The organism is Selenomonas sp. AB3002 (assembly GCF_000702545.1).
Lineage (GTDB): Bacteria > Bacillota > Negativicutes > Selenomonadales > Selenomonadaceae > Selenomonas_B > Selenomonas_B ruminantium_A.
The window spans coordinates 1,971,300-1,996,596 of sequence record NZ_JNIO01000008.1 but is presented as its reverse complement, the minus strand read 5'-3'; the positions used below and the strand labels follow the sequence as shown (position 1 = coordinate 1,996,596).

General features: G+C 52.3%; 10 protein-coding genes. 8 read left to right on the top strand and 2 right to left on the bottom strand.

Features of this window, described 5'->3' with window-relative positions:
• Nucleotides 1–197 precede the first annotated feature (197 nt).
• The 8 genes from P159_RS0117460 (at nt 198) to P159_RS0117425 (ending at nt 9,091) form a co-directional block, all read left to right on the top strand.
• On the top strand, nt 198–1,091 hold the full coding sequence (locus P159_RS0117460) for a class I SAM-dependent methyltransferase (RefSeq protein ID WP_051650446.1): 894 nt from the start codon (nt 198–200) through the stop codon (nt 1,089–1,091).
• A complete protein-coding gene (locus P159_RS0117455) occupies nt 1,079–1,783 on the top strand; it encodes a glycosyltransferase family protein (protein WP_029546149.1) in 705 nt (234 codons plus the stop codon). The genes P159_RS0117460 and P159_RS0117455 overlap by 13 nt, the downstream gene beginning before the upstream one ends.
• Nucleotides 1,784–1,907: 124 nt before the next feature.
• The gene (locus tag P159_RS0117450; RefSeq protein ID WP_029546148.1) at nt 1,908–3,635 is read left to right on the top strand and encodes a hypothetical protein; all 1,728 of its coding nucleotides are present in this window, start codon (nt 1,908–1,910) and stop codon (nt 3,633–3,635) included.
• Nucleotides 3,636–3,666: 31 nt separating this feature from the next.
• A complete protein-coding gene (locus P159_RS0117445) occupies nt 3,667–4,500 on the top strand; it encodes a hypothetical protein (protein ID WP_029546146.1) in 834 nt (277 codons plus the stop codon).
• Between the two features lie 184 nt (nt 4,501–4,684).
• On the top strand, nt 4,685–5,476 hold the full coding sequence (locus P159_RS0117440) for an electron transfer flavoprotein subunit beta/FixA family protein (protein WP_029546145.1): 792 nt from the start codon (nt 4,685–4,687) through the stop codon (nt 5,474–5,476).
• Nucleotides 5,477–5,528: 52 nt separating this feature from the next.
• Nucleotides 5,529–6,719: an electron transfer flavoprotein subunit alpha/FixB family protein gene (locus tag P159_RS0117435; protein WP_029546143.1), complete on the top strand. Its 1,191-nt coding sequence runs from the start codon at nt 5,529–5,531 to the stop codon at nt 6,717–6,719.
• Nucleotides 6,716–8,119, top strand: a complete 1,404-nt coding sequence (locus tag P159_RS0117430; protein ID WP_029546142.1) for an FAD-binding oxidoreductase — start codon at nt 6,716–6,718, stop codon at nt 8,117–8,119. Before P159_RS0117435 ends, P159_RS0117430 begins: the two co-directional genes overlap by 4 nt.
• A 396-nt stretch (nt 8,120–8,515) precedes the next feature.
• Complete coding sequence (locus P159_RS0117425; RefSeq protein WP_029546140.1) at nt 8,516–9,091, top strand: hypothetical protein; 576 nt, start codon at nt 8,516–8,518, stop codon at nt 9,089–9,091.
• 278 nt (nt 9,092–9,369) lie between these two features.
• Here P159_RS0117425 and P159_RS0117420 read toward each other — a convergent pair whose 3' ends face one another.
• Nucleotides 9,370–11,115 carry an MATE family efflux transporter gene (locus tag P159_RS0117420; RefSeq protein ID WP_318253652.1) on the bottom strand — a complete coding sequence of 582 codons (1,746 nt, stop codon included), beginning with the start codon at nt 11,113–11,115 and terminating at the stop codon, nt 9,370–9,372.
• Nucleotides 11,096–25,273, bottom strand: a complete 14,178-nt coding sequence (locus P159_RS0117415; protein ID WP_029546136.1) for a non-ribosomal peptide synthetase — start codon at nt 25,271–25,273, stop codon at nt 11,096–11,098. Before P159_RS0117415 ends, P159_RS0117420 begins: the two co-directional genes overlap by 20 nt.
• Between the last annotated feature and the right edge of the window lie 24 nt (nt 25,274–25,297).

Here is a 25,297-nt window from a genome sequence, read left to right as displayed (position 1 = left end):
AACTAAAAGGTATACATGCCGGTGGCATGTTTACGCGGCCTTGCATTTCATCCTGAAATCCAACGGCCGCGGGAGCGCCCATCCATGGGCGCCGGGGTTCGGGAGTTCGAAGGAGAACGTGTATAGCAGGTTTTACCTCCACCGCTTGCGGGGGAGGGGGACCACCGAAGGTGGTGGAAGGGGGGACCAGAGGTCGTATGCCTGAAAAAATAGAGCCGGAACTTTTATATTTCCTGCAGCCGTCAGCCTTGCCAGTTACAATCCTGGTAGTTGAGAGCGTCAGTTACCTCCCAAAGCTGCGAGAAATGTTTCCTTCTGCCAGGCTCTTGGCCGTAGCCGATGAGGAAGATGCTCTTGATGAGCTGCCGTCTGGTTTGGATGTTGAGTTCCATTGCATGGACTACCTCTCTGAGCGGCTGCCATTTCCACTTCAGTCTTTGGATTACATCATCTCCGACCTCACCTTGGAGCGGGCTGGCAATCCTCAGGACATAGCGGCGGGGTTCTCAACATATCTCAAGGAAACGGGGGCTTTTCTCACCAGTTTCCGCAATATCCGCCATTGGTCTGTGCTTGAGGAACTTAGGGATGGGCACTATTATCAGGTGGTGTCCCGTCTCTTTGCCCGGCCGGAGTTTGAGCGGCTGCTTTATGCTTCTTTTTACAAGAATGTCCATTGCCACGGGCAGAAGCGGCAGGCTCCTGCGGGGGTGCTGGAGGGACTTCTGGCGGCCGGCTTTGAGAATGTGGGGGACGATCTGGAAACGGAATACTGGCTGGTCAGGGCTGACCGCTCCATGCCGGAGATGGCGCTTTTGAAGTCCATGTATACCGCAGAGGACAGGAAGCAGCTCAGCCGCCTGCTGCACAGGATTGAATATGAGGTGGAACTGACAGAATCCTGCCGGGAATTCTGGGACTTGTGGCAGGAGCTGAAGCTTTTTTCAGATTATGCGGGGGAATTCATCCACGAAGCCGTGTTTCACCCTGAAGCGTTCTTTGCGAACTTGCGCTTTGGGTCGGAAACTTTGGGGGATAAGGTAGAGGAACGTCTTGAACTCATAGGGGAGATGGAAGCATGGGAGAGATAGGGGCGAGAAAGCTGGATGAGAAGAAAATAGCCTTTATCACCTGCGTCAACAGCGAGGAGTGGTACAGCGAGTGCCTGCTGTATTTGCAGCACCTTGACCTGCCGGAGGGGTTCACGGCAGAATACCTGCCCCAGCGGGGGGCGGCGTCCATGTGTGCGGGATATAATGCGGGACAGCGGGCCAGCGATGCGAAGTACAAGGTCTATCTACATCAGGATACACTGGTGGTGAACAAGAAGCTGGTGGCAGACTTGCTCAGCCTGTTCGCCCACCCGGAAATCGGCTTGGTGGGGGTCATCGGATGCAGGAGCCTGCCTTCCACTGGGGTCTGGTGGGACGGACTGCGCACCTATGGCCGGGTGCTCCACGCCTGTGAGCCGGAAAGTGTGGTGGACTCTCACTGCCGGGAGCCGGAGGGGCTTTATCAGGACTTGCAGGCGGTGGACGGCCTGTTCCTGGCAACTCAGTATGACATACCCTGGCGGGAAGACCTCTTTACCGGCTGGCACATGTATGACACTTCCATGTGCATGGAAATGCAGCGGGCAGGGTACAAAGTGGTGGTGCCAAATCAGGAGCAGGACTTCTGGTGCATCCACTGCCCCAAGGAAAAGCCCCTGGCTTCTTCCTACAAGGGCTACCGCAAAATCTTTGTCAAGGAGTACGGGGAGGAGCTTTGCCCGGAGGTTTAGGACGTTTTTGAAAAATTTAAGTGTGAGCGTCCCTGTGGCGCTTATTTTTTTGGCAGGAAAATGCCCTTTTAGTGTATAATATAATGAATAGTGTATTATAGACTTAGTGGTGGGATAGATAGAGATGAATCATGAGAAGCTGAACTGGCTGAAACTGGCCGACAAATTTGCCCGGGAGGGCGACCCCAAGGGGATGCGGGCCTGCGCCAAGGAACTTTGGCAGCTTGATCCTTCCGGCATGGACGGGGCGGCTGTGATGGCCGAGGCGGCTTTGTATACAGGGGAAACAGACGAAGCCGAGGCTCTGGTTGAAGAAATCCTCAAGGCCCGTCCCCGCCATCTGCGGGGCAGGCTGGTACAGGGGGGGCTTTGGGCCCAGGACTTCCAGCTGGATAAGGCCATTCCCTGTTTGAAAGACCTGGCGGCAGAGTGCAGCCAGAAGCAGGCGGCTTTGGAGCCGGAGGATGATTATTATGGGGCTCTTGGCTATATTCTGATGAAGTCACGGGGGTGGCTCACCGATGCCATGTATCTGGCGGCTGACCCGGAGGGGGCAGGCAAGGAGTTGCTGGCCCTGGCCAGAATGTCTGAAACAAAAGAGGAACAGGCTGATTACTACAGCAAGTATCTCTTTATGAGGAACTACCGGGAGCAGGGCTTGCGTGAGAGCTATCTGGCGGCGAAGAAATACGCGGAAGTGCAGGAGGCTGTGCCCTACCAGCACGCTGAAGTTGCCCGTCTGCCGGAGAAGAAGCTGCGCATCGGCTATATTTCACCGGACTTCCGGGAGCACGCTGTATCATATTTCCTGGCCCCGCTGCTGAAAAAATTTGACGGCAGCAAATTCATGGTCTATTGTTATTCCACCGGCAGGGCAGATGAGGTCACCAAAAGGCTTCGCTCCGGCCCCATCAGCTGGCGGGACCTCCGGGGCAGGAGCCCCCGCACAGCGGCCCGGCTCATTGCTGAGGATGGCATTGATATACTGGTGGATCTTTCGGGGCACACCCAGAATTCCACTTTGCCCATTACCGCTTACCGGCCTGCGCCGGTGCAGATTGCGGGCATTGGCTATATGAACACTACAGGTGTTCCGGCTGTTGACTATTTCCTGTCAGACGAGACCTGCCTGCCTACCGGGGATGACGGAGCGGCTTCTGCCTTTACGGAAAAGATTATACGCCTGCCCCATTCACATCTCTGCTATGCTCCCGGTTTTGTGCGCGAACTGCCTGATGCGGGCAGTGAGGCGCCAGTGCTCAGGAATGGCTATGTGACCTTTGGCAGTTTCAACAATTTTGCCAAGGTCACGGACGAGATGCTGCTGCTTTGGCGGGGCATCCTTGACCAGGTGCGCAATTCCAAGCTGGTCATCAAGAGCAAGATCTGCAGTATTCCCTCGGGGCAGCAGATCTTGCGCCAGCGGCTCCAGAAGTTGAATTTTGAGCTGGCAAGAGTTGAATTCCGCCCTTACAGCCCGGATTACATGGAGCAGTACCGGGATATCGATATCGCCCTGGATCCCGCGCCTTACAATGGCGGTGCTACCACCTGCGAGGCCCTTTTCATGGGGGTGCCGGTGATAACCCTCAGGGGCAGAAGCCACGGTTCCCGTTTTGGAGCCAGCATCCTGGTGAACGCCGGGGTTGAGGAACTGGTGGTGGAAAATGATATCAACTACGTGCGCAGGGCAGTGCAGATAGGCAATTCTCCCCAGCTTATAGGGGCTTACCATTCGGGGCTGCGTGCCAACGTGCTGAAATCCCCGCTGATGGATATGAAGGGATATATGCAGGAGCTGGAGGCCGCCTATCGGGCGGTGTGGAGAAAATTCTGTGAAAGCAACGGCTGAGCCGCAGGAGCTTTGATAAGGAGGGAAAGAGATGTCGGACGGGATTTTTTCTCCCATGCTGAGGGATCTCTTGATATTTGTCTGTCTCACCGTCAGCATACTGGCCTTTGTCTTTGCGGCTTACGCCTGGACTATGATGCAGGAAGGACAGAAGAAATACGTCAGGATGCAGTCTTTCATGGATGAATACGACAAGATGAAAGACCGCCTCAAGGATGTGGAATCGCGCCTGCGCAAGGAAGAAATCAAGCTCAAAGCTACCATGGCTGCCAACCGCCTGGGCAGAGCCGGCCTTATCCCCACCCTGAAAGAGGGGGAGGAAATGGACGCAGAGGCGCTGGAAAAGCTGGAAAAGGCCGTGGAACGGGCCGAGGCCGAGGCTACGGCAGAAAAGCTCTCCGACAAGGAGGCTGCTGCTGTCACCAAGGAAGTGCCTGATGAAAAGACTCCCTGGCAGGCCATGGTGGATGAATTCAACGGCCTGGCTGCCAATATGAACCAGCCGCGTTACAAACAGGCCTGCGAGCAGTTTGTGGACAGGTATCATCTGGCTATGCTGGCCTTTACGGAAATCGACAAGATGACAGAGCAGCCTAAGTTCGTGGTGATAGGGGATATCCTGCAGAGCAACCTCTGGGCCATGACCATAGAGGGAGCAGGTCCCGGCAAGTATGCTGTGGTGCCTAACCCCATCAAGCCCTATAATTCAGATGCACATGAACATCAGGGCATGAAGGAGACGTTTGCTTCCAATTACGAACGGGGCACTACATACAGCGGCTATCAGGTGAAGCTGCCCGCTATTTTCAAGGCTGTGCTGGGGAACTGGCGCATTGATCGGCCCGGGGTTATCCGGTTGAGCTAAGTATTTTCAAGCCTCCCTCATTGAGGGAGGTTTTTTCATCTGCTTATACCAGATTTTGGTTATGATTCGCTCTTGTTCTATCAGTAAGTTAGTTATTTCACAATTGATAGAAAAATTTATTCAATTTTTAGCAGGAGAATAAATTCGTATGACGAATTACAGGCGATAAGGAGGGTGAGCAACGATGGATATTTTAGTTTGTATCAAGCAGGTACCAGGTTCTAATAAAGTTGAAGTGGACCCGGTGACGGGGGTGCTCAAGCGCAATGGCGCGGATGCCAAGATGAATCCTTACGACTTATTTGCCTTGGAGACAGGGCTGCGGCTGAAGGAGCAGTATGGGGGCAGCCTGAGCGTCCTTACCATGGGTCCGCCTCCTGCCAAGTCCATCATATACGAGGCCTTTGCCATGGGGGCTGACAAGGGCTGCCTGATCACCGACAGGAAATTTGGCGGGGCAGATGTGCTGGCCACCAGCTATACCCTATCCCAGGGCATCAAGCGCTTTGGCAAGTTTGACCTGATTATCTGCGGCCTTCAGACCACTGATGGGGACACTGCCCAGGTAGGGCCGGAGGTGTCCGAGCAGCTGGGCATTCCCTGCGTCTGCAATGTGAAGGCGGTGAAGGGAGTAGAGGATGGCGCCGTCATGGTAGACATGGAGATGTCTGAGGATGTGGAGTCCCTGAAGGTTGCCTTCCCCTGCTTGCTGACGGTGCAGAAGGATATATATGAACCGCGGCTGCCTTCGTATAAGAAGGGCAAGGAGACTGCCAATAGAGAGATAGTTACCTATACGCTGAATGATATGGAAGACAAGGACGAGCACCACTATGGGTTGAACGGTTCTCCCACCCAGGTGCAGAGGATTTTTCCGCCGGAGATACACAAGGCGCGGGAGACTTGGGAGGGCACCGGCGAGGAGCTGGCACGGAAGATATATCAGCATTTGAAGAGTCACAAGTATATAGCGTGAGCAGTGCTAAGGTGTTTAGGAGAAAACTCCTGACTCAATGGGAGATGAAAGTATGGGCAAATTGGTAATTCATCAGGAAAAGATTGAAGATATTGCTGCGCTGGTTTCTATCTGTCCCTTTGGTGCCATGACCGCCAGCGAGGGCAAGGTGGAGATAGGCGCTGCCTGCCGCATGTGCAAGCTCTGCGTGAAGAAGAGCGGCGGTGCGGTGGAGTTTGTGGAGGATGCCCCGGAACCCGCTGTAGACAAGAGCAAGTGGCAGGGGATTGCCGTGTATATAGACCATGTGGACGGACGCATCCATCCCGTATCTTTTGAGCTGCTGGGCAAGGCCCGTGAGCTGGCAGACAAGATCCATCAGCAGGTCTTTGCCCTTTTCATGGGAGAGAATATCGGCAGCGGAGCGGAGGAGCTGCGCCATTATGGGGTGGACAAGGTCTTTGTCTGTGACAAGCCTGTACTATCCCAATTCAATATCGAGATTTACGCCAAGGTCTTTGAGAGCTTTATCCGCCAGGTTCAGCCTGCGGCTATCCTGGTGGGTGCTACCCCTGTGGGGAGGCAGCTGGCCCCCAGGGTGGCAGCCCGTTTCCATACGGGGCTCACGGCTGACTGCACGGTGCTGGACATTCATGAGAACAGCGATCTGGTGCAGATTCGCCCGGCCTTCGGCGGCAATATCATGGCTGAGATTCTTACTCCCAATACACGTCCTCAGATGGCCACTGTGCGCTACAAGATCATGGAGGCGCCTGAGCGGTCCAAGGAGGCACAGGGCGTGATTGTGCCTTTGGAGGTGAAGGAGGAGCTTTCCTCCCGCATCGAGGTGCTGGGCATCACCAAGAAGCCCAGGGAAAAGAGCATCGAGCATGCCGATGTGCTGGTAGTGGCAGGGCGAGGTGTCAAGAAGAAGGAAGACCTTGCTCTGGTGGAAGAACTGGCCGAGGCCCTGGGGGGCGATGTGGCCTGTACCCGTCCCCTGGTGGAAGTCGGCTGGATGGACCCGCGCCGCCAGATTGGCCTTTCGGGCCGCACGGTGCGTCCCAAGCTCATCATCACCTGCGGTGTCTCCGGTGCCATCCAGTTCGTGGCTGGCATGGAGCACTCCGAAGAAATCTTTGCCATCAATACCGACCCCAAGGCGGCCATTTTCAAGGTGGCAAACTATGCCGTGGTGGGAGATATCTATGAGATTCTGCCGCAGCTTATTGCCAGCATCAAGCAGGGGAGGGAAATCGCATGAGTGAGTACAGGCAGGTAGGAAAAGAAGATTTGCTGGCGATTGCCGGCTTCATAGACAGGGAACGCTTGCTCTTTGGCGAGGAAATAAATGAGGAATACAGCCATGACGAGCTGGCCAGCAAGCGGGTCTATCCTACTTTGGTGGCCAGGGTGACTTCCACAGAGGAAGTGTCAAGGCTTATGGCCTATGCCAACGAGCATCATATTGCAGTTACCCCCCGGGGGGCGGGCACGGGACTGGTGGGTGCTTCCGTGGCAGTAGAGCAGGGCATCATGATAGATACCACCCTGATGAACCATATTTTGGAACTTGACGAAGAAAATCTCACCCTCACGGTGGAGCCGGGAGTGCTGCTCATGGAACTCAAGGGGTTCGTGGAGGAGAAGGGCTTCTACTATCCCCCTGACCCCGGTGAGAAATCTGCCACCATCGGCGGCAATATCAGCACAAATGCTGGTGGCATGACGGCTGTGAAATACGGCGTCACCCGGGATTACGTCCGTGCCCTTGAGGTGGTGCTGGCAGACGGCACAGTCCTGCAGCTGGGGGGCAAGGTGGTGAAGAACAGCTCCGGCTACGACCTGAAGGATATGGTCATTGGCTCCGAGGGCACCCTGGCCTTTGTCACCAAGGCGGTGCTGAAACTGCTGCCCCTGCCCAAGAAGACTGTGAGCCTGCTGGTACCTTATCCCACTTTGGAACAGGCCATCGGCACGGTGCCTCTCATCATCCAGTCCAAGTCCGTGCCCACGGCCATCGAGTTTATGGAAAGGGAAGTAATCCTTGACGCAGAGGAATACTTAGGCCGCAAGTTCCCGGACAATCAGGCGGACGCCTATCTCCTGCTGAAATTCGACGGCAACACCATGGAGGAAATCGCCTCCTATTATGACGATACCGCCCAGATCTGCCTGGACCAGGGGGCTATCGACATCCTCATTGCCGACACTGAGGAGCGCAGCACTCCCGTTTGGAAGACCAGGGGCGCCTTCCTGGAAGCCATCAAGGCTTCCACCAGTGAGATGGACGAAGTTGATGTGGTGGTTCCCAGGAACAAGGTCAACGCCTTCGTGGAATACGTCCATGAACTGCGCCAGCAGCTGGGCATCCGTATCAAGTCCTTCGGCCACGCAGGTGACGGCAACCTCCATGTCTATATCCTCAGAGATGATATGCCGGAGGATAAATGGCAGGAAATGCTGGATAAATCCATGTCCAGCATGTATGCAAAGGCAAGAGAACTCCGGGGTCAGGTCAGCGGCGAGCACGGCATCGGCCTTGCCAAGCGCCCCTATCTGAAAGAATCCCTGCCGGAAGCCAGCCTGAGGCTTATGCAGGGCATCAAGCAGGTCTTCGACCCCAACAACATTTTGAACCCCCACAAGGTCTGCCAGGCGTAAGCCAGACAGCCCTATATACATAAACCGCCGCCCTACTGGCTACGAACCAGCGGGGCGGCATTTTTTTAGTTTTGCTGAACAACAACCTGTATTATATGTTTGGAAAAGACTTGAAGATTGATTGATGTCTGGGAAGAAGGTGATAGTTTTCCATTTGTTCGTATGACATCGACGCGAATCTTTTTGGTAGGATTCATAGTTAGTGGAGGTATGCTCAGTCTTTGCCGATAATCTCTGTTTCGTCGGCCATAATGATTTCTGCAAATGCTTTGTCATCGAGATAGCAGTCATACAAAAGACTATCAAGGGTTTCGTACCAGCCGATTAGCTCATAATCAAAGTCACTGTGAGATGGTCTCCTTTAGCGGCTATAGCTATGACGAGGTGATGGAGCTAATGGATTGGATTCTTGACGAGATGCTTGCTGTGTCAATCCGCTATAGCTGGTCATACAAGCTTAGCAGTGAAATTCTGCGGTTCAGAGAGCGGCTGCCTACGATCATGCTTTTCATAAGCAGGCTGTTCCGTGATTTCAGCATGAAAGCTGAGGCTATGGGACTGCCTGAGGAGGTATTCCGCCTTCTCTATGGCAGATTGGCAGTAAACAAAGAGTCCGAAGCCTATGCGAAACTTCCCCGGCAGGCATCAGCCCTCATCCCGGCAGGGGAGTTAGCCAATGTTGAAAAAGTGCATGATGAAATAGTCACCGGCATCAAGAGGGCCAGCAGCATGGTCGAAAATGTCAATGGCAGACTTCGTGCCTACATGAACATAAAGAGGCATGTTTCATCGAACTTTTATAGCCTGGTTCAACTTCACATGAATGCGAAGAAGTACCGTAGGTCAAGGGTTGCGTCAAGAAAGGGCCACAGCCCGTTGGAGCTGCTTACAGGCAAGCCGTGGCCAGAATTCATTGACCTGCTGGAGGAATATGGATTCTGGGACAAAGACATGGCGGAACAAGTTGCATAAATTTCGCACACAAAAGCGAAAACTCAACGGCATTTTATGCCGCACAGGAGGGTGTTGCTTTTTGCTCTTTCAAAGGATTTTTAAACATCAAATGGCTGTTTTTGAAACACGCCAGAATTTGAATGAATTAATAAAATTTTTATTGATACTCCCGTTGCAAGGAGCTATATATTTCCATGGTAAAAACTCTGTGCGAAAGGTTTGCTCCCGAATCCCGAAAATAACGAAGGCAGAAGATGTCCCCCACTTCCATAAGTGGGGGACGGCTTCTGCCTTCCTTATGACACAATATCCCAGCTTACCAACACAATGTTTTGACTGTACGAATAGCGATACTCCAAGCTACTGCAATAGTGAAATATAATTGTCATGCCTATCTTGTGGTCGTCTTTTTTGACCTTCAAAGGATCAAAGGGCTTGCCCTCGCTCCGCAAATAAGCCGCAATCTTATCTTCCTGAAGCATCACTGACAAATCCATGTAACTGCCACTGCCACAGCCAGAATGATTCAAGATGTTCAACATAAGCTCATCCAGACAGTGAACGACGCTATTTTCCCAATCGCTTGCGCCGTTTTCCCGCAAGAACCGGATTAACGAATCAATAGCTGCTGTTTCTTCTTTTGCGGTACATTCTACCGAAATATCAAGCATTTTCCGTTCCGGGTCATCTTTGGGTATCAGCGAAACCAGCTGTAATTTACCCTGTGAACGCATACTAACCGCCATCGTGTCCGACAAAATAATCAGCAGGCTTAGCGCCGTAGCCAAAGGAAACGCCCACCAAATTTGATCCGGCGGTAACATATAATCCAAAAACATGAAGGAAACGGTAATCGTAGCCAGTGTCATCAGACTGTTCACGCTGGAAATCACCCGATGCCCCAGCGCCACATGCAAAAACGTCAGCGAGGATACAATCCCAAGAGAAAACAGCATCACGCAAATCATGGGCAGGGCATGCCCGGTCAGTTCTATCAGCTCAGGTGTATTGGCGCCAAAGAGGGAGGCCAGATTTCGGGAAAACAGTCCTCCAATGTTAAAACAAATCGGCGCCAGCAAAGTGACAAACATTCCCCGCGCAAACAACAACCTCACGCCGCGATAGTCTCCCTGCCCGATCATCATGCCGCCTATGGCCGTGTAGGACATTCCCACACCATTGGAAATCATGCTACCGATGGAGATGATGCTGTAACCGATGGACATGACAAACATGCCATTTGCCCCCTGATTGGCCATAATGTATGTGTTGCAAACCAGCATGAGAACTATGACTGATATTGTCCCCACCAAACTGGGCAAAGAATAGGCTATACCGCTACGGAAGTCTTTCCACCAATTCGGGCAACGACACAGTTTCATTCCGCTATACTTGAAAATATAACCTAGCAGAACCATGTCACAGACCAAAGCACCGAACAAGGTAGCATAGGCTGCGCCTACAATATCCATGTGCAACACTTTTACGCTCGTTACGACAAAAGCAGCATTAGCAACCATACCGGCAATCATGCCGATAGTCACAACCTTAGGCTTGCCCATAACGTCAACCAGCAATGACAGTCCGTTCTGAAAAACAATCACCATACAGCCCATCATCAATACTCCGATGTATTTACTCACCAGCGGGAGCAGCTCTGCGTCAACGGGCAGCAAACCCACCACAAAGGCGGAAAAATCCGTGGCCGCCACGATTGCGCTCAGAGTCAGGCACACGGCCAGCATAGAACCAAAACTGACCGTGAATACCTGATTGGCGCGATTGTTATCCATCGCCCCAAGATGCTGGGCAATGCGGTTAGCCGGCCCCTGCGCCAACAATGCGCCAATGGCGCTGATGCAGATTACAACCGGCATGGCAACATTTATCGACGAGAAAGCATCGGCACCCAACAGATTACCCATAAGGATGCCGTTTATGATGCTATTCAGGTTCATTGCGGCCATGGTCATAATGGCCGCAATCATGTAGTACCTGAAACTGTAATTGATTAAATAAGCTTTACGATCCAAAATCAACACCTTTTCCAAGCAGTTTTTGCGCTATTCTGCGGTAGAAGGAGTGCATTTCCTCCTTGACGAAAATAGAGCCGTGAGAATAATCGACAAAATCGTGAATTTCCGCCTGCGGCGCATTTTTGTGCAACGCGTCCATTTTCTCGCGCATCATTTTTTCCGTAGTGTTGAGGTGCGCGTTCAAAAAGATTACTTCACCATCATAAGGCGCAAGCGAATTCTGCGAATTTAGTGTACTGACCATGTTATTCAGATTCGCAAATATTTGCAGTTCTTCATCTGTATACTCGTGTTCTTTGACCTCAAACGCTTCCGTCATTTTCCGCAAATCTTGAACGGTTGTTTTTTTGACTTCTTGCGGAGCGCGTTTGCCAGCGGTGGGCAGAGTAGTGTCACCCATGATCACAGGGAGTTTTTCCCCGGTCATTTTTTCCCACTCGGCAGCCATGCCGTAAGCGATGGCTCCGCCAAAACTGAAGCCAATAAAGCCGACTATTTTTGCGTCTTCAGGCAAAGTCAATTGCGCGATAGTCAGATAGAACGCCACCACTTCATCATAGTGCTCATATACGAATATCCTTTCATAATGGTTCTGAATGGGTTCGATGACAAACACATTGAAGTACTCGTCAAACAGCGCGTGCAAATGCGCCGTATCGTTCAGCGTCACGATGCCCTGCACAAATACCAGTACCGGCTTTTTTTCGTCATATTCGTCATAAAGCCACGAATAACGCCGCTTACCCTTGACAAAGCCGCGAATTGTCTTGTAACGCATGATATCCGATACCCGCAGCCGCATACGCAATTCGTTATTCAACCGACTGGTCAGCAACATGGCCTTCAGCGAATTTAATCCCAATGATTTCAAATCATCGGTGACACCGAACGTAACGCCTGGGAGAATTTCCCTGGCAATCCGCAGACAGTTTTCTTCCAGCCTGTTTTCTGGCGGGACGTTTTGTGTTTCGGCCGAAACATCCGGTTCAGGCAACGCCTTCCGATTAATTTTCCCGTTGGGGGTCAGGGGCATTTCATCCAACTGCATGTAAACAGTTGGCACCATGTACGAAGCCAGCGACTCCGTCAGGAAAGCTCTTAATGCCTCTGAATCGATATCACAATCGGCGGAATAGTACAGCACCAAGCTGTCTTTTTTCACCTGAGCGTTAACCATCTTGATTCCGCTATACTGAGCGGCACGACTTTCGATTTCCCCCAATTCAATTCGGTAGCCGTGAAGCTTAATCTGGAAATCAATCCTTCCGGCGTAAATGATTTGGCCGTTTTTGTCATAATAGCCCAAATCCCCTGTATGGTACATACGCATACCAGGTACGAAGGGGCAGTTGACGAACACGGCTTCGGTCAGTTCCGGACGGTTCCAGTAGCCATACCCCACATGAGGACCGGCAAGGCAAATTTCTCCACGCACTCCCGGCGGTACCAGATTGCCATTTTTGTCCAATAAGAAGCAGTAGGTGTTCCACAGTGGCCGTCCGATGGGAATTGTTTCGTAATTGACGCCCTTTTCCAAAATAAACAATGTGGAAGCATTGGTACATTCGGTGGGCCCATATTCGTTATAGAACAGGACATCATCGCTGACCACCCCCTGCAGGGCTTCGCCGCCACAGGAAATAAACCTCTGATGCAACGGATAGCCGTTTTTCAAAATTCTGGCTAAAGCTGTGGTGTATCCGCCACCGGTTATCTTCCGTTCTTCAAGGAACTCATAGATCTGATTGGGGTCACGACGAATTCGCTCCGGCATAATGTGTACGGATGCACCGGCCGACAGAGGCGGGTAAAAATCGTCAATATGTCCGTCGAAGGAGAAGGATCTGTGACTGCTGATACGATCATCGGGGGTATAGCCATAGGCGTAAACCATGGATACGGTTAAGTTCATCAGCCCCTTCTGATAAATAACTGCTCCCTTGGGTTTGCTGGTAGAGCCGGATGTGTAGATCATATAGGCAAAGTTTCGCGGACTCGTACGATTGACTGGCTTGGCCTCTGTTTTGAAAATCTCCGGCATGGAGGCTTCCGTCAACGTGACCTTGGCCTGAGCATCTTCTTCAATATAGGCAATGCGCTCCTGAGGATATGCCGGATCAATGGGGACAAAAGCCGCACCGGCCTTGTGAATACCCATAAAGGCCACGACAAACTCCTTAACCCGATCCATCTTGACCGCCACAAAATTATCAGGCTCAACGCCATGATCAATCAACCAACATGCCACCTGATCTGAAGCATGATCCAATTCCGCATAAGTCAGACTGCCGTGTTCATCAGCCACCGCTTCTGCCATCGGACGTTCCGCCACCTGGGCTTTAAAGAGATCAAGCCAGGTCCTGGTATTATCGTAAGCTAGCTCATCGCCCTTGGACAGAGCCATCAGCGCGGGCATATCGTCCTCACCAACCCGAGCCAAAGACACAATGGGCGCATCCGGTTTCTTGACCATTTCCGTGATGAGCACGCCGAACAATTTGCCCACTGTTTCTATTTCGCTGCGACGATAATGTTTACGATTAAAGGTAAGCGTAATACTGAGTTGTCCTTCATTGTTGATAAACATTGCAGGCGTGACTTCGTCAAAACTCTCTTCCTTGATAAGTACCGGGCGGATATTAAAGGCCAAATTGGTTTCTTGAGCATCCGCCGTCTCGACTTCTGCGCCGCTGTCGTAGTTTTGGAAAGCGATAATATTCTGGAACAGATCCGCGCCCAAATCAGTTTGCTGCTGAATCTCGAACAACGGGCAGTAGTCGTATTTGTTGCTTTCAGCCGCTTGCTGTTGCAGTACCCTCAGCATCTGCCGTGCTGTCGTTTCCTGTCCGATACGCACGCGCACCGGCACAGAATTGATAAACGCTGCCACCAGTTCGCTCACATCTTCTTCGGTATTATCCCTGCCCGACACTACTTTAGCAAAAACGACATCGTCCGTCCGACAATAGGTCTGAAGCACCATGCCCCAGGCCAGTTCGACACCATTGCTGACGGTAGCACTCTCGGCACTGCACAAAGCCAGGAATTTGTCGGTAATGTCTTTATCAAGGGTGCTGACGATAACGTTGTTTTCGCTTTGTTCATTCATCGGCACTTCGCCCAACGAGGGAATTTCAGCCCGCGTTTCGTAATCAGCCAACAGTTTCCGCCAGTAAGTCAAACCTTCTGTCTTGTCCTTGCCGAGAATCTCTCTGACTGCCCGCTCATATTTACCGTTATCAGGCTTTTGATCCGGCGTGCGCTCTAACGTGATCTCCTCGCTCAGGAACCTGAACAGATCGTTCATGCATAAGCCCATGCACCAACCGTCTTCAATGGCATGATGTATCGCCACAATCAAGTAACAACTGCCTGCATCTTTTTTGGCGCAGGTCACCTGGAACAGTGGCTTGCGCTGAAGCTCGAAAGCGTTGCTCAGAATCTGCCGCCGCAGGCTTTCCGCCGCTTTTTTGGGATTAGGCTTATCGCTGACATCAACCATATGGGGGACAAGCTTACGCCGAATAATCGCCTGACGGGCCTTTTTCACGCCGTCATAAATAATGGACGTGCGGAGCACTTCATGTTTGGTTGCCATTCTGTCCAAAGCAGCGGCCAGCTGCGCTTCGTCGGGCAATACATCCAATTCGAAAATAGTGACAATGCGGTACGCCCAGCTTTTGGGGTCGGACAGGTATTTGAACAGCATGCCTTCCTGCATTGGCGTCAAGGGGTAGATACGCTCAATCTCCTCGTCCCGGGCTGCAAAGTCCTCCATCACCGTGCGGAATTCGCGCTCAGACCACTCGGTTTCGCCCAAATCCGACGCAGTATATTGTTTTTCGGTCAGACTTGCGAGATAATCTGCCACATCGCCCATGTTCCGGAAGATATCCCGGACAAAGCTTTCGATCTGTTCCTGGTTGTAAATCCCGCTGTTATAGGCCACATCCAGCCCGAACCGGCCGCCTTCCACCAACGCATTGAGGGCGAGGTCATTGCCAAAATTGTTTCTAGCCGACAGCGCAGGTCCTACGGGAATATCCGACGTACCGAGCACACTGTCACCGGCTGCCTGTTCGGCATCCATTTCGCCGAGATAGTTAAAACCAAGGCGGGCAATGCGATCACCTGCATCGGGGAAGGATTTCTCACCCGCAAGGAAGCGTAATACATTATAGCCCACGCCTTTATTCGGCACGCGGTGCAGACTTTCCTTAACCTTCACAAATGTATCGGGCAAACTGCCGCCTATATGCTTGAAAATGACCGGATAAATGGAAGTGAACCAGCCCACCGTCCGATCCGTAATGAGAGAGCCGCCAATATCTTCTCGACCGTGTCCTTCCAATTGCACGGACAAGTTATTTTCGCCGCTCATGGCCGCATAGCTCAGGCAAACTGCTGTCAGCAAAGCGTCGTTAATATTGGCGTTCATCATAGCAAAATTAGCCCGGATAAACGCCTGGGTCGCTTTTTCATCCAGCGCAGCCGATACGTGCAGGATTTTCCGGCTGTAATCCTTTTCGTGGGAAAACGACAGCGACAACATTTCTTTCTGCACATTCTCCCAATAAGGAATTTCCTGCGCCAGTTTGTAACTGTTGCGATAAATCTGCAACGCCTTTGCATAGTCGTTATAAGTGTTGGTCTTCATGGGCAGCTCAACCGGACCGCCCTTCTCAATGGCTGCAATGGCAATTTCCAAATCGGAGGCGATAACGCGCCAGGACACACCATCAATAATCAAATGATGCGCCGCAATATAGAGGTAGCTGCGCCCGCCTTCGTGAATCAGGGCAATGTTCAGCAAAGACCTGGCCATGTCAATGTTGGCCTGCAGCCTGCTGCACAGTTCCGTAATCTCCTGCTCAGAATGTACTTCAACTTCCTGCAGACTCAACTCGGCACCAACAGGACGAACGAACAAGCCGCCGTCTTTATAGATTGCCCTGAGCAGGTCATGCTGTTTGGCAATAGCGTTAATCGCCTGCCTGAGCAGATCTTTGCTGCAGGGTTTCCGCAAAATCCACAGAGTCGCCTGACAGTAATGCTGCGGATCTGGCACATCCAAATACTTGAAGTAGCGCACAATGGCCGTATCCGGCACCGCGCCTTCAAAAGGCTGCGTCGAAATAGCAGCAGCCTCCTCTTTGCGAATGACCGACGCAATAGCCCGTACGATCTTGCGATTCATAATATCCGAAACCTGAATCCGATAGCCAGCCTGACGAATCAGGCTTACCATGCGGATGGCCTTAATGGAATCGCCGCCCAGCTCGAAGAAATTGTCCAGCGCGCCAACGGGAGCATCAATACCGAGAATCCTGGCCATGCTTTCTGCCACGGCTTTTTCTGCCTCGGTTTCCGGCTCAACATAAGCATTGGAACTGGTCAACTTCGGCTCCGGCAATGCCCGCCTGTCCACTTTGCCGTTGGGATTCAGCGGCAGCACGTCAAGACGCATATAAACTTCAGGCACCATATACGCCGTAAGGGACTCAGACAAATGTTTTTTCAGTGCCTCCACATCAATATCTGCTTCGGACACATAGTAGCAGCACAACTGCCTGGTGGTTGTGCCCTTAACATCGACCACGGTCTGAACAATGCCGGGATACGAAGCCACGCGATTTTCTATTTCACCCAGTTCAATACGCAGGCCGCGCAGTTTGACCTGATTGTCAATGCGTCCCAGATACTCAATATTGCCGTCTTCGCTCCAACGTACCAGGTCACCGCTGCGATAGGCTCTGACCGGCTCGCTGTCAGGCAGCGCCCTGAATTCGATGAACTTATCCGCCGTCAGTTCCGGCCGGTTCATGTAGCCTCTGGCCACGCCCTGTCCGGCAATGAGCAGCTCACCACTGGCTCCCCGAGGCACCAATTTCCTTGTCTTGTCAATGATGAACAGCTGATAATTGGCCAGGGGACGACCGATGAGTTTTCCTTCAAAATAACCGGGTACATCGTAATACGTGGAGAACAAGGAACACTCGGTAGGTCCGTACACATTCAGGAAACGATAGTCCGGCGGAGTTACCGGAGGCATTTTCTCGCCACCAGTGCTGAGGCAGCGGAGCGAATGGTTCATCTCGCTGATCAGGCACCCGATCTGCGTGGTCATAAAGGCAACGGTAATGTCATTTTCTTCCATGTAGGCGTTCATCGCAGCAATATCCATCCGGATTTCCGAATCGAGCAGATACACGGTGCTGCCGGCCAATATGGAAGGATAGAGGTCAATCATGTGCGCATCAAAGCCGAAGTTGGCATAGCCCGCCACATGGTCTTCCATGGTCAGGGCATACTCGTCAGCATACCAATAGCAGAAGTTGACCACGCCGTAATGCTCCAATGCCACAGCCTTCGGTTTTCCCGTAGTTCCGGAGGTAAAGAGGATAACCAGCAGGTCATGAGCTTTGGGGGCAGTCAGTTCCTGCGCTTCGGCCTCGGTTACACTCGGTAAACCGGCCAAGGCGCCGCTATAAAAATGTTCGCCCGCAAAATCCGGCAATTTTTCTTCGACCAGATTGTTCTCGGACAAAATCAAACGGATTCCGGCATCTTCGCACATAAAGGCGAGACGATCCGTGGGGAATGCGGGGTCGATAGGCATGTAAGCCGCTCCGGTTTTGATAATCGCAATTGGGTAGAGCAGCATTAACTCAGACCTGCCGATCATTACCCCTACAATGTCTCCGGAGCCTATTCTGTAGTTTTTATGCAGGAACACCGCCAATCTGGTGGTAATGTCGTCAATTTCCCGATAAGTGAATTTTTTCTCACGGAACACCAATGCCGGCGCGTCAGGAGTTTCAGCTGCACGTTTTTGCAGGAAGCTCAGAATGGTTTCGCTTTCGTCGCGCTCCAGCGTTCTTCCTTCGCCCAAATGCATCAGCTCTTTGGTTTCCTGCTCGTCAACCAGGCGCACATCTTTAATCTTGTTCGCCTGAGCCATGCTTGAAGCGGCAGCAGCGAAAGCGTGAGCCAATATATCCATATCCGACGCTGAATAACGTCTGCCGTCGTACTCGACGATAATTTTATACTCGCCTTTATCCGGCACAGTCGTCACCATCACGGGGAATTTCACCATATCCAGGGACAGGGGAATCGCGGCTGCCCCTTCCACTTCGATGGCCATACCGCCCTGATAAGCGAACATAATCTCGCCACGCAAGCCGTGTTTTTCCACAAATTTCGTGTAAGGATATATTTCCCGTTCAAAGGTCATTTGCAACTGCTGCTGCACCGACCGCACATAGCTAACCACGGATTCGTCCCGATGATTTTTGACTTTGTCGGCAAATACCACGGGAAGGGTACGCACATACATACCTACTGTATTTTGCAGTTCCGTCCCCGCCGAGCGTCCGTTGCTGATGGTGAGGTACATAGGTTTGTCTTCCCGGGTAAGCCCGTGCAATACTTCAGCAAAAGCCGCCTGCAGGTACTCGCCCGGTGTAACGGCATATTTGCGGCAGAACTCGTCAATGGCGACCGCCGGCATTCCCCGCACCAGTGTACTTACCGCTGCTTCCTCATTGCTTTCGACCTGATTCGGCCGATCCGGCTGGGCAGAGTCGGGATAGGAAGCCGACGTTGCGCCATCCAGCAGCTCGTCATAATATTTTTCCACTTCGGCGAATGCTTCGCTCTGCAGGAACTTCTGCTCATAAACGGCGTAGTCATAAGCCGTAACCTTTTCCGGCATGCCCTCAACGCCCTTGCAGGCATTGAACAGATCATTCAGGAATACCACTCCGGACATGCCGTCATAAATAATGTGGTGAACATCCATGAACAAATATGTTTTCTGTTCATAGGTGAAAATTTCGAACCGATACAGCCTGTCGTTCAATAAATCAAAGGGTCTGACCAATTTTTGAAAAAATGCCGCATCGGGACGCTCCGTCAAGGCGGTTATTTTGATTTTCGCCTGTTCATCGGCGTGGGGCTGTTGCATAATGCCGCCGTTTCTGCGTACCAGGCGAGATTTCAGATAAGCGTGGAGATTCACGGCTTTGCCAATAGCCTCCGCCAAAACATCAGCCGACATATCCTCAAATTCGTAAGCGGAAGGAACATTATACTGCGTGGTGCCGCGATTCATTTCCCAATCGATAAAGAGTCCACGCTGGTTTTCCGTAATTGGATAGTATGGCCGCTCCGGATAATGCTGCAAACCGGAATCAAGCACCGTAGCGGCAACAGATTTCCCATATTCGGCAATATCGCGTACCGTGGGCTTTTTCATAATGTCGGCTACACGAATCTTAATACCCAGCTGACCTTCCAGAGCAGCAGCCAGGCGCATAGCCGCAATGGAGCTCATCCCCAGGGCGATCAAGTTATTCGTTACGCCAAAGCTGTCTTTGCCCAAAATTTTCACTGCAGCTTCGAAAATTTTCTGCTCATCTTCGGTTTCGGGAGCAATGATTTCGCCGACTATCACTTCTGGTTCCGGCAATGCCCGCCTGTCTACCTTGCCGTTGGGATTCAGCGGCAATTCATTAAGACACATATAAACTTCTGGCACCATATACTCCGTAAGAGATTCGGCCAAATGTTTTTTCAGCGCCTCCACGTCAATAACCGTATCCGCCACATAGTAGCAGCACAACTGCTGATTAGTTGTGCCTTTAACGTCAACCACGGTCTGAACAATGCCGGGATACGAAGCCACGCGATTTTCTATTTCGCCCAACTCAATACGCAAGCCGCGCAGTTTGACCTGATTGTCAATGCGTCCCAAATACTCAATATTGCCGTCTTCGCTCCAACGAACCAAATCACCGCTGCGATAAGCTCTGACCGGCTCGCTGTTAGGCAACGCCCGGAATTCGATGAACTTATCCGCCGTCAGTTCCGGACGGTTCATGTAGCCTCTGGCCACGCCCTGTCCGGCAATGAGCAATTCGCCGCAGGCTCCCCGAGGTACCAAATTCCTCGTCTTGTCGATGATGAACAACTGATAGTTGGCCAAAGGACGACCGATGAGTTTTCCTTCAAAGTAACCGGGCACGTCGTAATAAGTGGAGAACAAGGAACACTCGGTAGGTCCGTACACATTCAAGAAGCGATAGTCCGGCGGAGTTACCGGAGGCATTTTCTCGCCGCCGGTGCTGAGGCAACGGAGCGAGTGGTTCATCTTGCTGATTAAGCAACCGATCTGTGTGGTCAGGAAAGCAACGGTAACGGCATTTTCTTCCATGTAGGCGTTCATCGCCGCAATATCCATCCGGATTTCCGAATCGAGCAGGTACACGGTGCTGCCGGCCAACATGGAAGGATAGAGATCAATCATGTGCGCATCAAAGCCGAAGTTGGCATAACCCGCCACATGATCTTCCATGGTCAGGGCATACTCATCGGCATACCAATAGCAATAGTTGACCACGCCGTAATGCTCCAATGCCACGGCCTTCGGTTTTCCCGTAGTTCCGGAGGTAAAGAGGATAACCAGCAGGTCATGGGCTTTGGGGGCAGTCAGTTCCTGTACCTCGGCTTCGGTTACACTCGGTAAACCGGCCAAAGCGTCGCTATAAAAACGTTCGCCCGCAAAATCCGGCAATTTTTCTTCCACCAGATTGTTCTCGGACAAAATCATGCGAACCCCGGCATCTTCGCACATAAAGGCGAGACGCTCCGTGGGGAAGGCGGGATCGATGGGCATATAGGCCGCGCCCGTTTTGATGATCGCCATGGGATAGAGCAGCATTAACTCCGATCTGCCGATCATTACACTCACAATGTCCCCGGAGCCGATTTTGTGGTTTTTATGCAGGAACACCGCCAATTTGGTGGTAATGTCATCAATTTCCCGATATGTGAATTTTTTCTCGCGGAACACCAATGCCGGCGCGTCGGGAGTTTCGGCTACACGTTTTTGCAGGAAGCTCAGAATGGTTTCGCTTTCGTCGCGCTCCAGTTTCCTGCCTTCGCCCAAACGGATTAACTCCCTGGTTTCCTTCTCGTCAACCAGTCGCACATCCTTCAATTTGTCCGTCTGAACCAAGCTCAGAGCGGCCGTACCAAAGGCGCGAGCCAACACGTTCATATCCGCCGCCGCATAACGCATCCCGTCATACTCGATGACAATTTTGTATTCGCCCTTATCGGGGGTGACCGTCACCATCACGGGGAACTTGGCCGTATCCAGGGACAGGGGCACAGCAGTCGCGCCTTCCACTTCATCGGAAATGCCACCCTGATAAGCGAACATTATCTCGCCGCGCAAGCCATGCTTTTCCACCAAACGGGCATAAGATACCATTTCCCGCGCATAGGTTTCCTGCAACTGTCCATAAGTGGCCTTCACATAATGGCGAGCCGTTTCGGAAACTTTTCCTTCACCGGCATAGACCGCCGGGAGCGTTCTGACGAACATACCCACCGTCTCCGCGAGGCAGGGATCGGTGCGCCCGTTGCTGACCATGAGGTAAAGGGGCTTATCTTCGCCGGTCAACCGCTTCAGAACCACGCCAAAAGCCGATTGTAACAAACTGCCCGGCGTTACTTCGTTGGTCTTGCAGAAAGCGTCTATCGCATCCCGAGGAATTTTGTATTCCACCGACGCATTGGTTTTGCCGTCCGGTTCGGCGGAATCGGGATAACTGACCGCCTGCACCCCCTTGAGCAGATTTTCAAAATATTCTTCGGCCAGACTGATTTCCTCGCCGGACAAAATCTCCTTTTCATAAAGGGCATAGTCATAGGCGGTTATTTGCTCTTTGGCTGGTTCGTCACCACGAAGCGCGGCAATCAAATCATCAAAGAGCACGCCAAAGGAAAGACCGTCGCAGATCAAATGATGAACGTCCAAAAACAGCCAAGTTTTTCCGCCATAACTGTAAATATTTGCCCGATACAGCCGCTCCGACAATACGTCGAATGGTTTTACCAACTGTTGGAAAAATTCGGCGGCAGGTTCGTCGGTCAGAGTTTCTACATTGATGACGGGGGCTTCGCCCGGATGAGCCTCCTGCACCACGTTACCCGATACTTTAGCGAGCCGCATTTTCATATAGTCGTGAGTATCGATTACTTTCGTCAGCGCGTCTGCTAGGGTCGCAGGGGGGACGCTAGCAAAACGATACACACCGGGCATATTGTACTGAGTGGTGTCGCTGTGCATTGCCCAATCAAGATACACGCCACGCTGATTTTCGGTAAGGGGATAGTATTGGCGGTTCTTGTGGTGACGCAGTTTCGACGAACCTTCGGTGTAATGCTCTTCCAAAGCGGCGATATCCCGCACGGTGGGAGCTTTCAGAATATCCGATACACGCAAAGATGAACCCAGTTCCTTGGCCAGAGCGGCATTCAGTCGCATGGTATCCAAGGAACTCATACCCGCCGCAACCAAATTGGTTGTGGTTCCGATTTCTTCCATGCGGAGCACGGTTTTGGCAAGACGAAGAATTACGGCTTCCATTTCCGTCTCCGGCGCGGTAAGTTCCTCCCTCTGGACGGCGGGTTCCGGCAATGCCTTCAGATTGACTTTACCGTTGCCGGTCATGGGCATTTCAGGCAAAGACATATAGATAGACGGAACCATATAATCCGGCATGGTCTCGCCCAGGAAACTTTTCAGTTCTTCTTCCGATACGGGATTATCTGCGACATAATAAAGAACTATGCGTTCCTGCTTAACCTGCGACAGAGCCTGACGGATACCCGCAAAAGCCATTGCCCGGGTATCAATTTCGCCCAACTCTATGCGGAAGCCTCTGAGCTTTACCTGAAAATCGATACGACCCAGATATTCAAGCTCCTGTTTGTTGTTGTAACGCGCCAAATCGCCGGTGCGGTAGATTCTTTGCTCCGATCCATCGGGGAGGATAACCGTTTTGAATACTTCCCGTGTCTTTTCGGGCAAATTCCAATAGCCAACCGCCACCTGCGGTCCGGCCATGCACAATTCGCCCACCGCGCCAAGGGGCAGCAAATTGCCGTCTGTGTCCAAAATGAGCGCACGGCAATTATATAACGGCCTCCCGATGGGAATATCCGCGTAATCTGCTCTGTCAACTTCACAGTAGGTAGCGTCCACCGTAAACTCGGTCGGGCCGTAGGTGTTGTAGACTTTGCCGGTAATATTTGGCACCGCCGTCATTTTCTCGCCGCCGAGAACTATATAGTCAAGTCGCAACGGCTCGTCAACGTCGCCCAGCAACTGCCCAAATTGTGTCGTATAGCAACCGCCGGTAATGCCGTTGTCCTTGATATATGCCCGCATGAGCATGATGTCTTTGCGCGGTTCCTCCGGCACGATGTACAAAGTGCCGCCGGCCGTCAGCACGGGATACAGATCCTCCACCGACGCATCAAAGGCAAAATTGGAGTGGCAGGCAATACGGCTCTTTTCCGTGTGACCCCAACGATCGCGGATAAAGCACACCAGATTCAGCAGGGCGCTTTGAGGAATTACAACTCCCTTGGGGTTGCCGGTGGAACCGGACGTATAGATCATATAGGCGCGCGACTCCGGCGTGGCCGGGCAGAGCTCGCCCGTCACTTTCGTCTGTTCCGCTTCCTTCACCAGACCATCGTCCAACAACAGCTTGGCCTCGGAGTCATCCAGCATATAGCGGATACGTTCGTCGGGGCAGTCCGAATCCATGGGGATATAGGCCGCCCCGGCCTTCCAGATGCCAATCGTGGCCACCATGAAGTCCTTGGTACGGCCGACTTTGATCGCCACAAAATCGTTGGGCTGGACCGAATGATTGATCAGATACTGTGCCACGGAGTCAGACAGAGCATCCAATTCGCCATAGGTGTATGCGCCCCGCTCATCCACCACCGCTTCAGCGTTCGGACACTCGGCAGCCTGCGCCTTGAAGAGATCCAGCCAGGTTTTAGTCGAATCGTAATTTCTAACTTCACCTGTCGAAATTTTAAGCAGTTCCTTCGCCTCGTCAACGCGAACCAGCGCAATTTCCCCAAGCGCCGCCTCGGGCTTGTCCATCATATTCCGGAGGGCGGATTTTATGGCCCTGGAGAAGAAACGCACTGTCTCTGCGCTGTTGACGGCGTCGGAGGACAGCACGCTGATTATGTAGTCCTCGCCCACCAGACTGATGTCTACGCTGATGTCCGTCTGGCCGGTTGACCGGGGAATCTCCGTCAGCGGGTATTTCCGATGACCCAGATTCACCATCTGCACAAAGGGACGGAAGTTAAAGGACACACGGGAAAGTATTCCCAGTTCATCGTTAAGATGGGTGAAGGGGCAGCGCCCCATGGCGTAAGCCTTGTCCCCGTCCTCTTTCAGCGTCCGAACCAATTCCAGCACGGTAATATCAGGGGACAGATTGGCTTTCAGGGGTACGTTGTTGACGAACATCCCCTGCGATTTCATCATCTTGCGGTTGACCCGGTTGTGATAGCTGGTGCAATAGACCGGGGTCTTGGCGCGGGCCAGTCTGCCCAGCGTCAGGGCAAAGGCTCCTTGGAACAGCGCGGATCCGTCCACACCGTGCTCTCTGCACCATCCGTCGAACCACTTTTTGTTGATTTTTTCAGCGTGGCTGACGAGCCTGCCTTCCGCCGAAGCCAGATTTGACAGGCTGGTCATCTCCAGACCCTGCAGATTTCCGACAAAATATTCCCGCGCCTTGGCGTATTCCTCGCTGGCAAAAAATTCCTGCTCGCTCTCCGCCAACTTGTAAAAGCTCTCGTCAACGGGCATATCCTTGCCCTCCAGCGCCGACCGTAGCTCGCGTTCTATCAGGGCGCGGCAGCTGAGACCATCAATCACAAGATGGTGAATATCGAAGATCATGTGCAATCTGGCTTCGGTCTCAATCAGCTCAATGCGAAACAGCGGTTCGCCGCCAAGGACATCGAAAGGACGTACGAAATCTGTCCGGATGTATGCCTGCGCTTCCGCCTCGCTCATCTGCTTGATCGGTATATTTATCGGCATATCGTCATCCGGCCACTGGCAGAGATTTCCTTCCTCGTCCACTGCGAAACGGTTGCGCAGCACCGCCGAGGCTCGGATTACTTTCTTCCACGCTTCTGCGATTGCCTGCGCATCTTCATGCCGCTCCATTTCAGCATGCATCGGCAGATTGTACTGCACACTGTCCGGGTACTTCTGCCAATCTAAAAATACTCCCAACTGAGACTGCAACAGCGGGTATTTTTTCATGTTTGCTTCTCCTTTCATTGGACG

Coding starts and splice junctions, on each gene's coding strand:
- P159_RS0117455 (WP_029546149.1), top strand. CDS start 1,079: ATGGGAGAGATAGGGGCGAGAAAGCTGGATGAGAAGAAAATAGCCTTT.
- P159_RS0117430 (WP_029546142.1), top strand. CDS start 6,716: ATGAGTGAGTACAGGCAGGTAGGAAAAGAAGATTTGCTGGCGATTGCC.
- P159_RS0117445 (WP_029546146.1), top strand. CDS start 3,667: ATGTCGGACGGGATTTTTTCTCCCATGCTGAGGGATCTCTTGATATTT.
- P159_RS0117435 (WP_029546143.1), top strand. CDS start 5,529: ATGGGCAAATTGGTAATTCATCAGGAAAAGATTGAAGATATTGCTGCG.
- P159_RS0117425 (WP_029546140.1), top strand. CDS start 8,516: ATGGATTGGATTCTTGACGAGATGCTTGCTGTGTCAATCCGCTATAGC.
- P159_RS0117460 (WP_051650446.1), top strand. CDS start 198: ATGCCTGAAAAAATAGAGCCGGAACTTTTATATTTCCTGCAGCCGTCA.
- P159_RS0117450 (WP_029546148.1), top strand. CDS start 1,908: ATGAATCATGAGAAGCTGAACTGGCTGAAACTGGCCGACAAATTTGCC.
- P159_RS0117440 (WP_029546145.1), top strand. CDS start 4,685: ATGGATATTTTAGTTTGTATCAAGCAGGTACCAGGTTCTAATAAAGTT.
- P159_RS0117415 (WP_029546136.1), bottom strand. CDS start 25,273: ATGAAAAAATACCCGCTGTTGCAGTCTCAGTTGGGAGTATTTTTAGAT.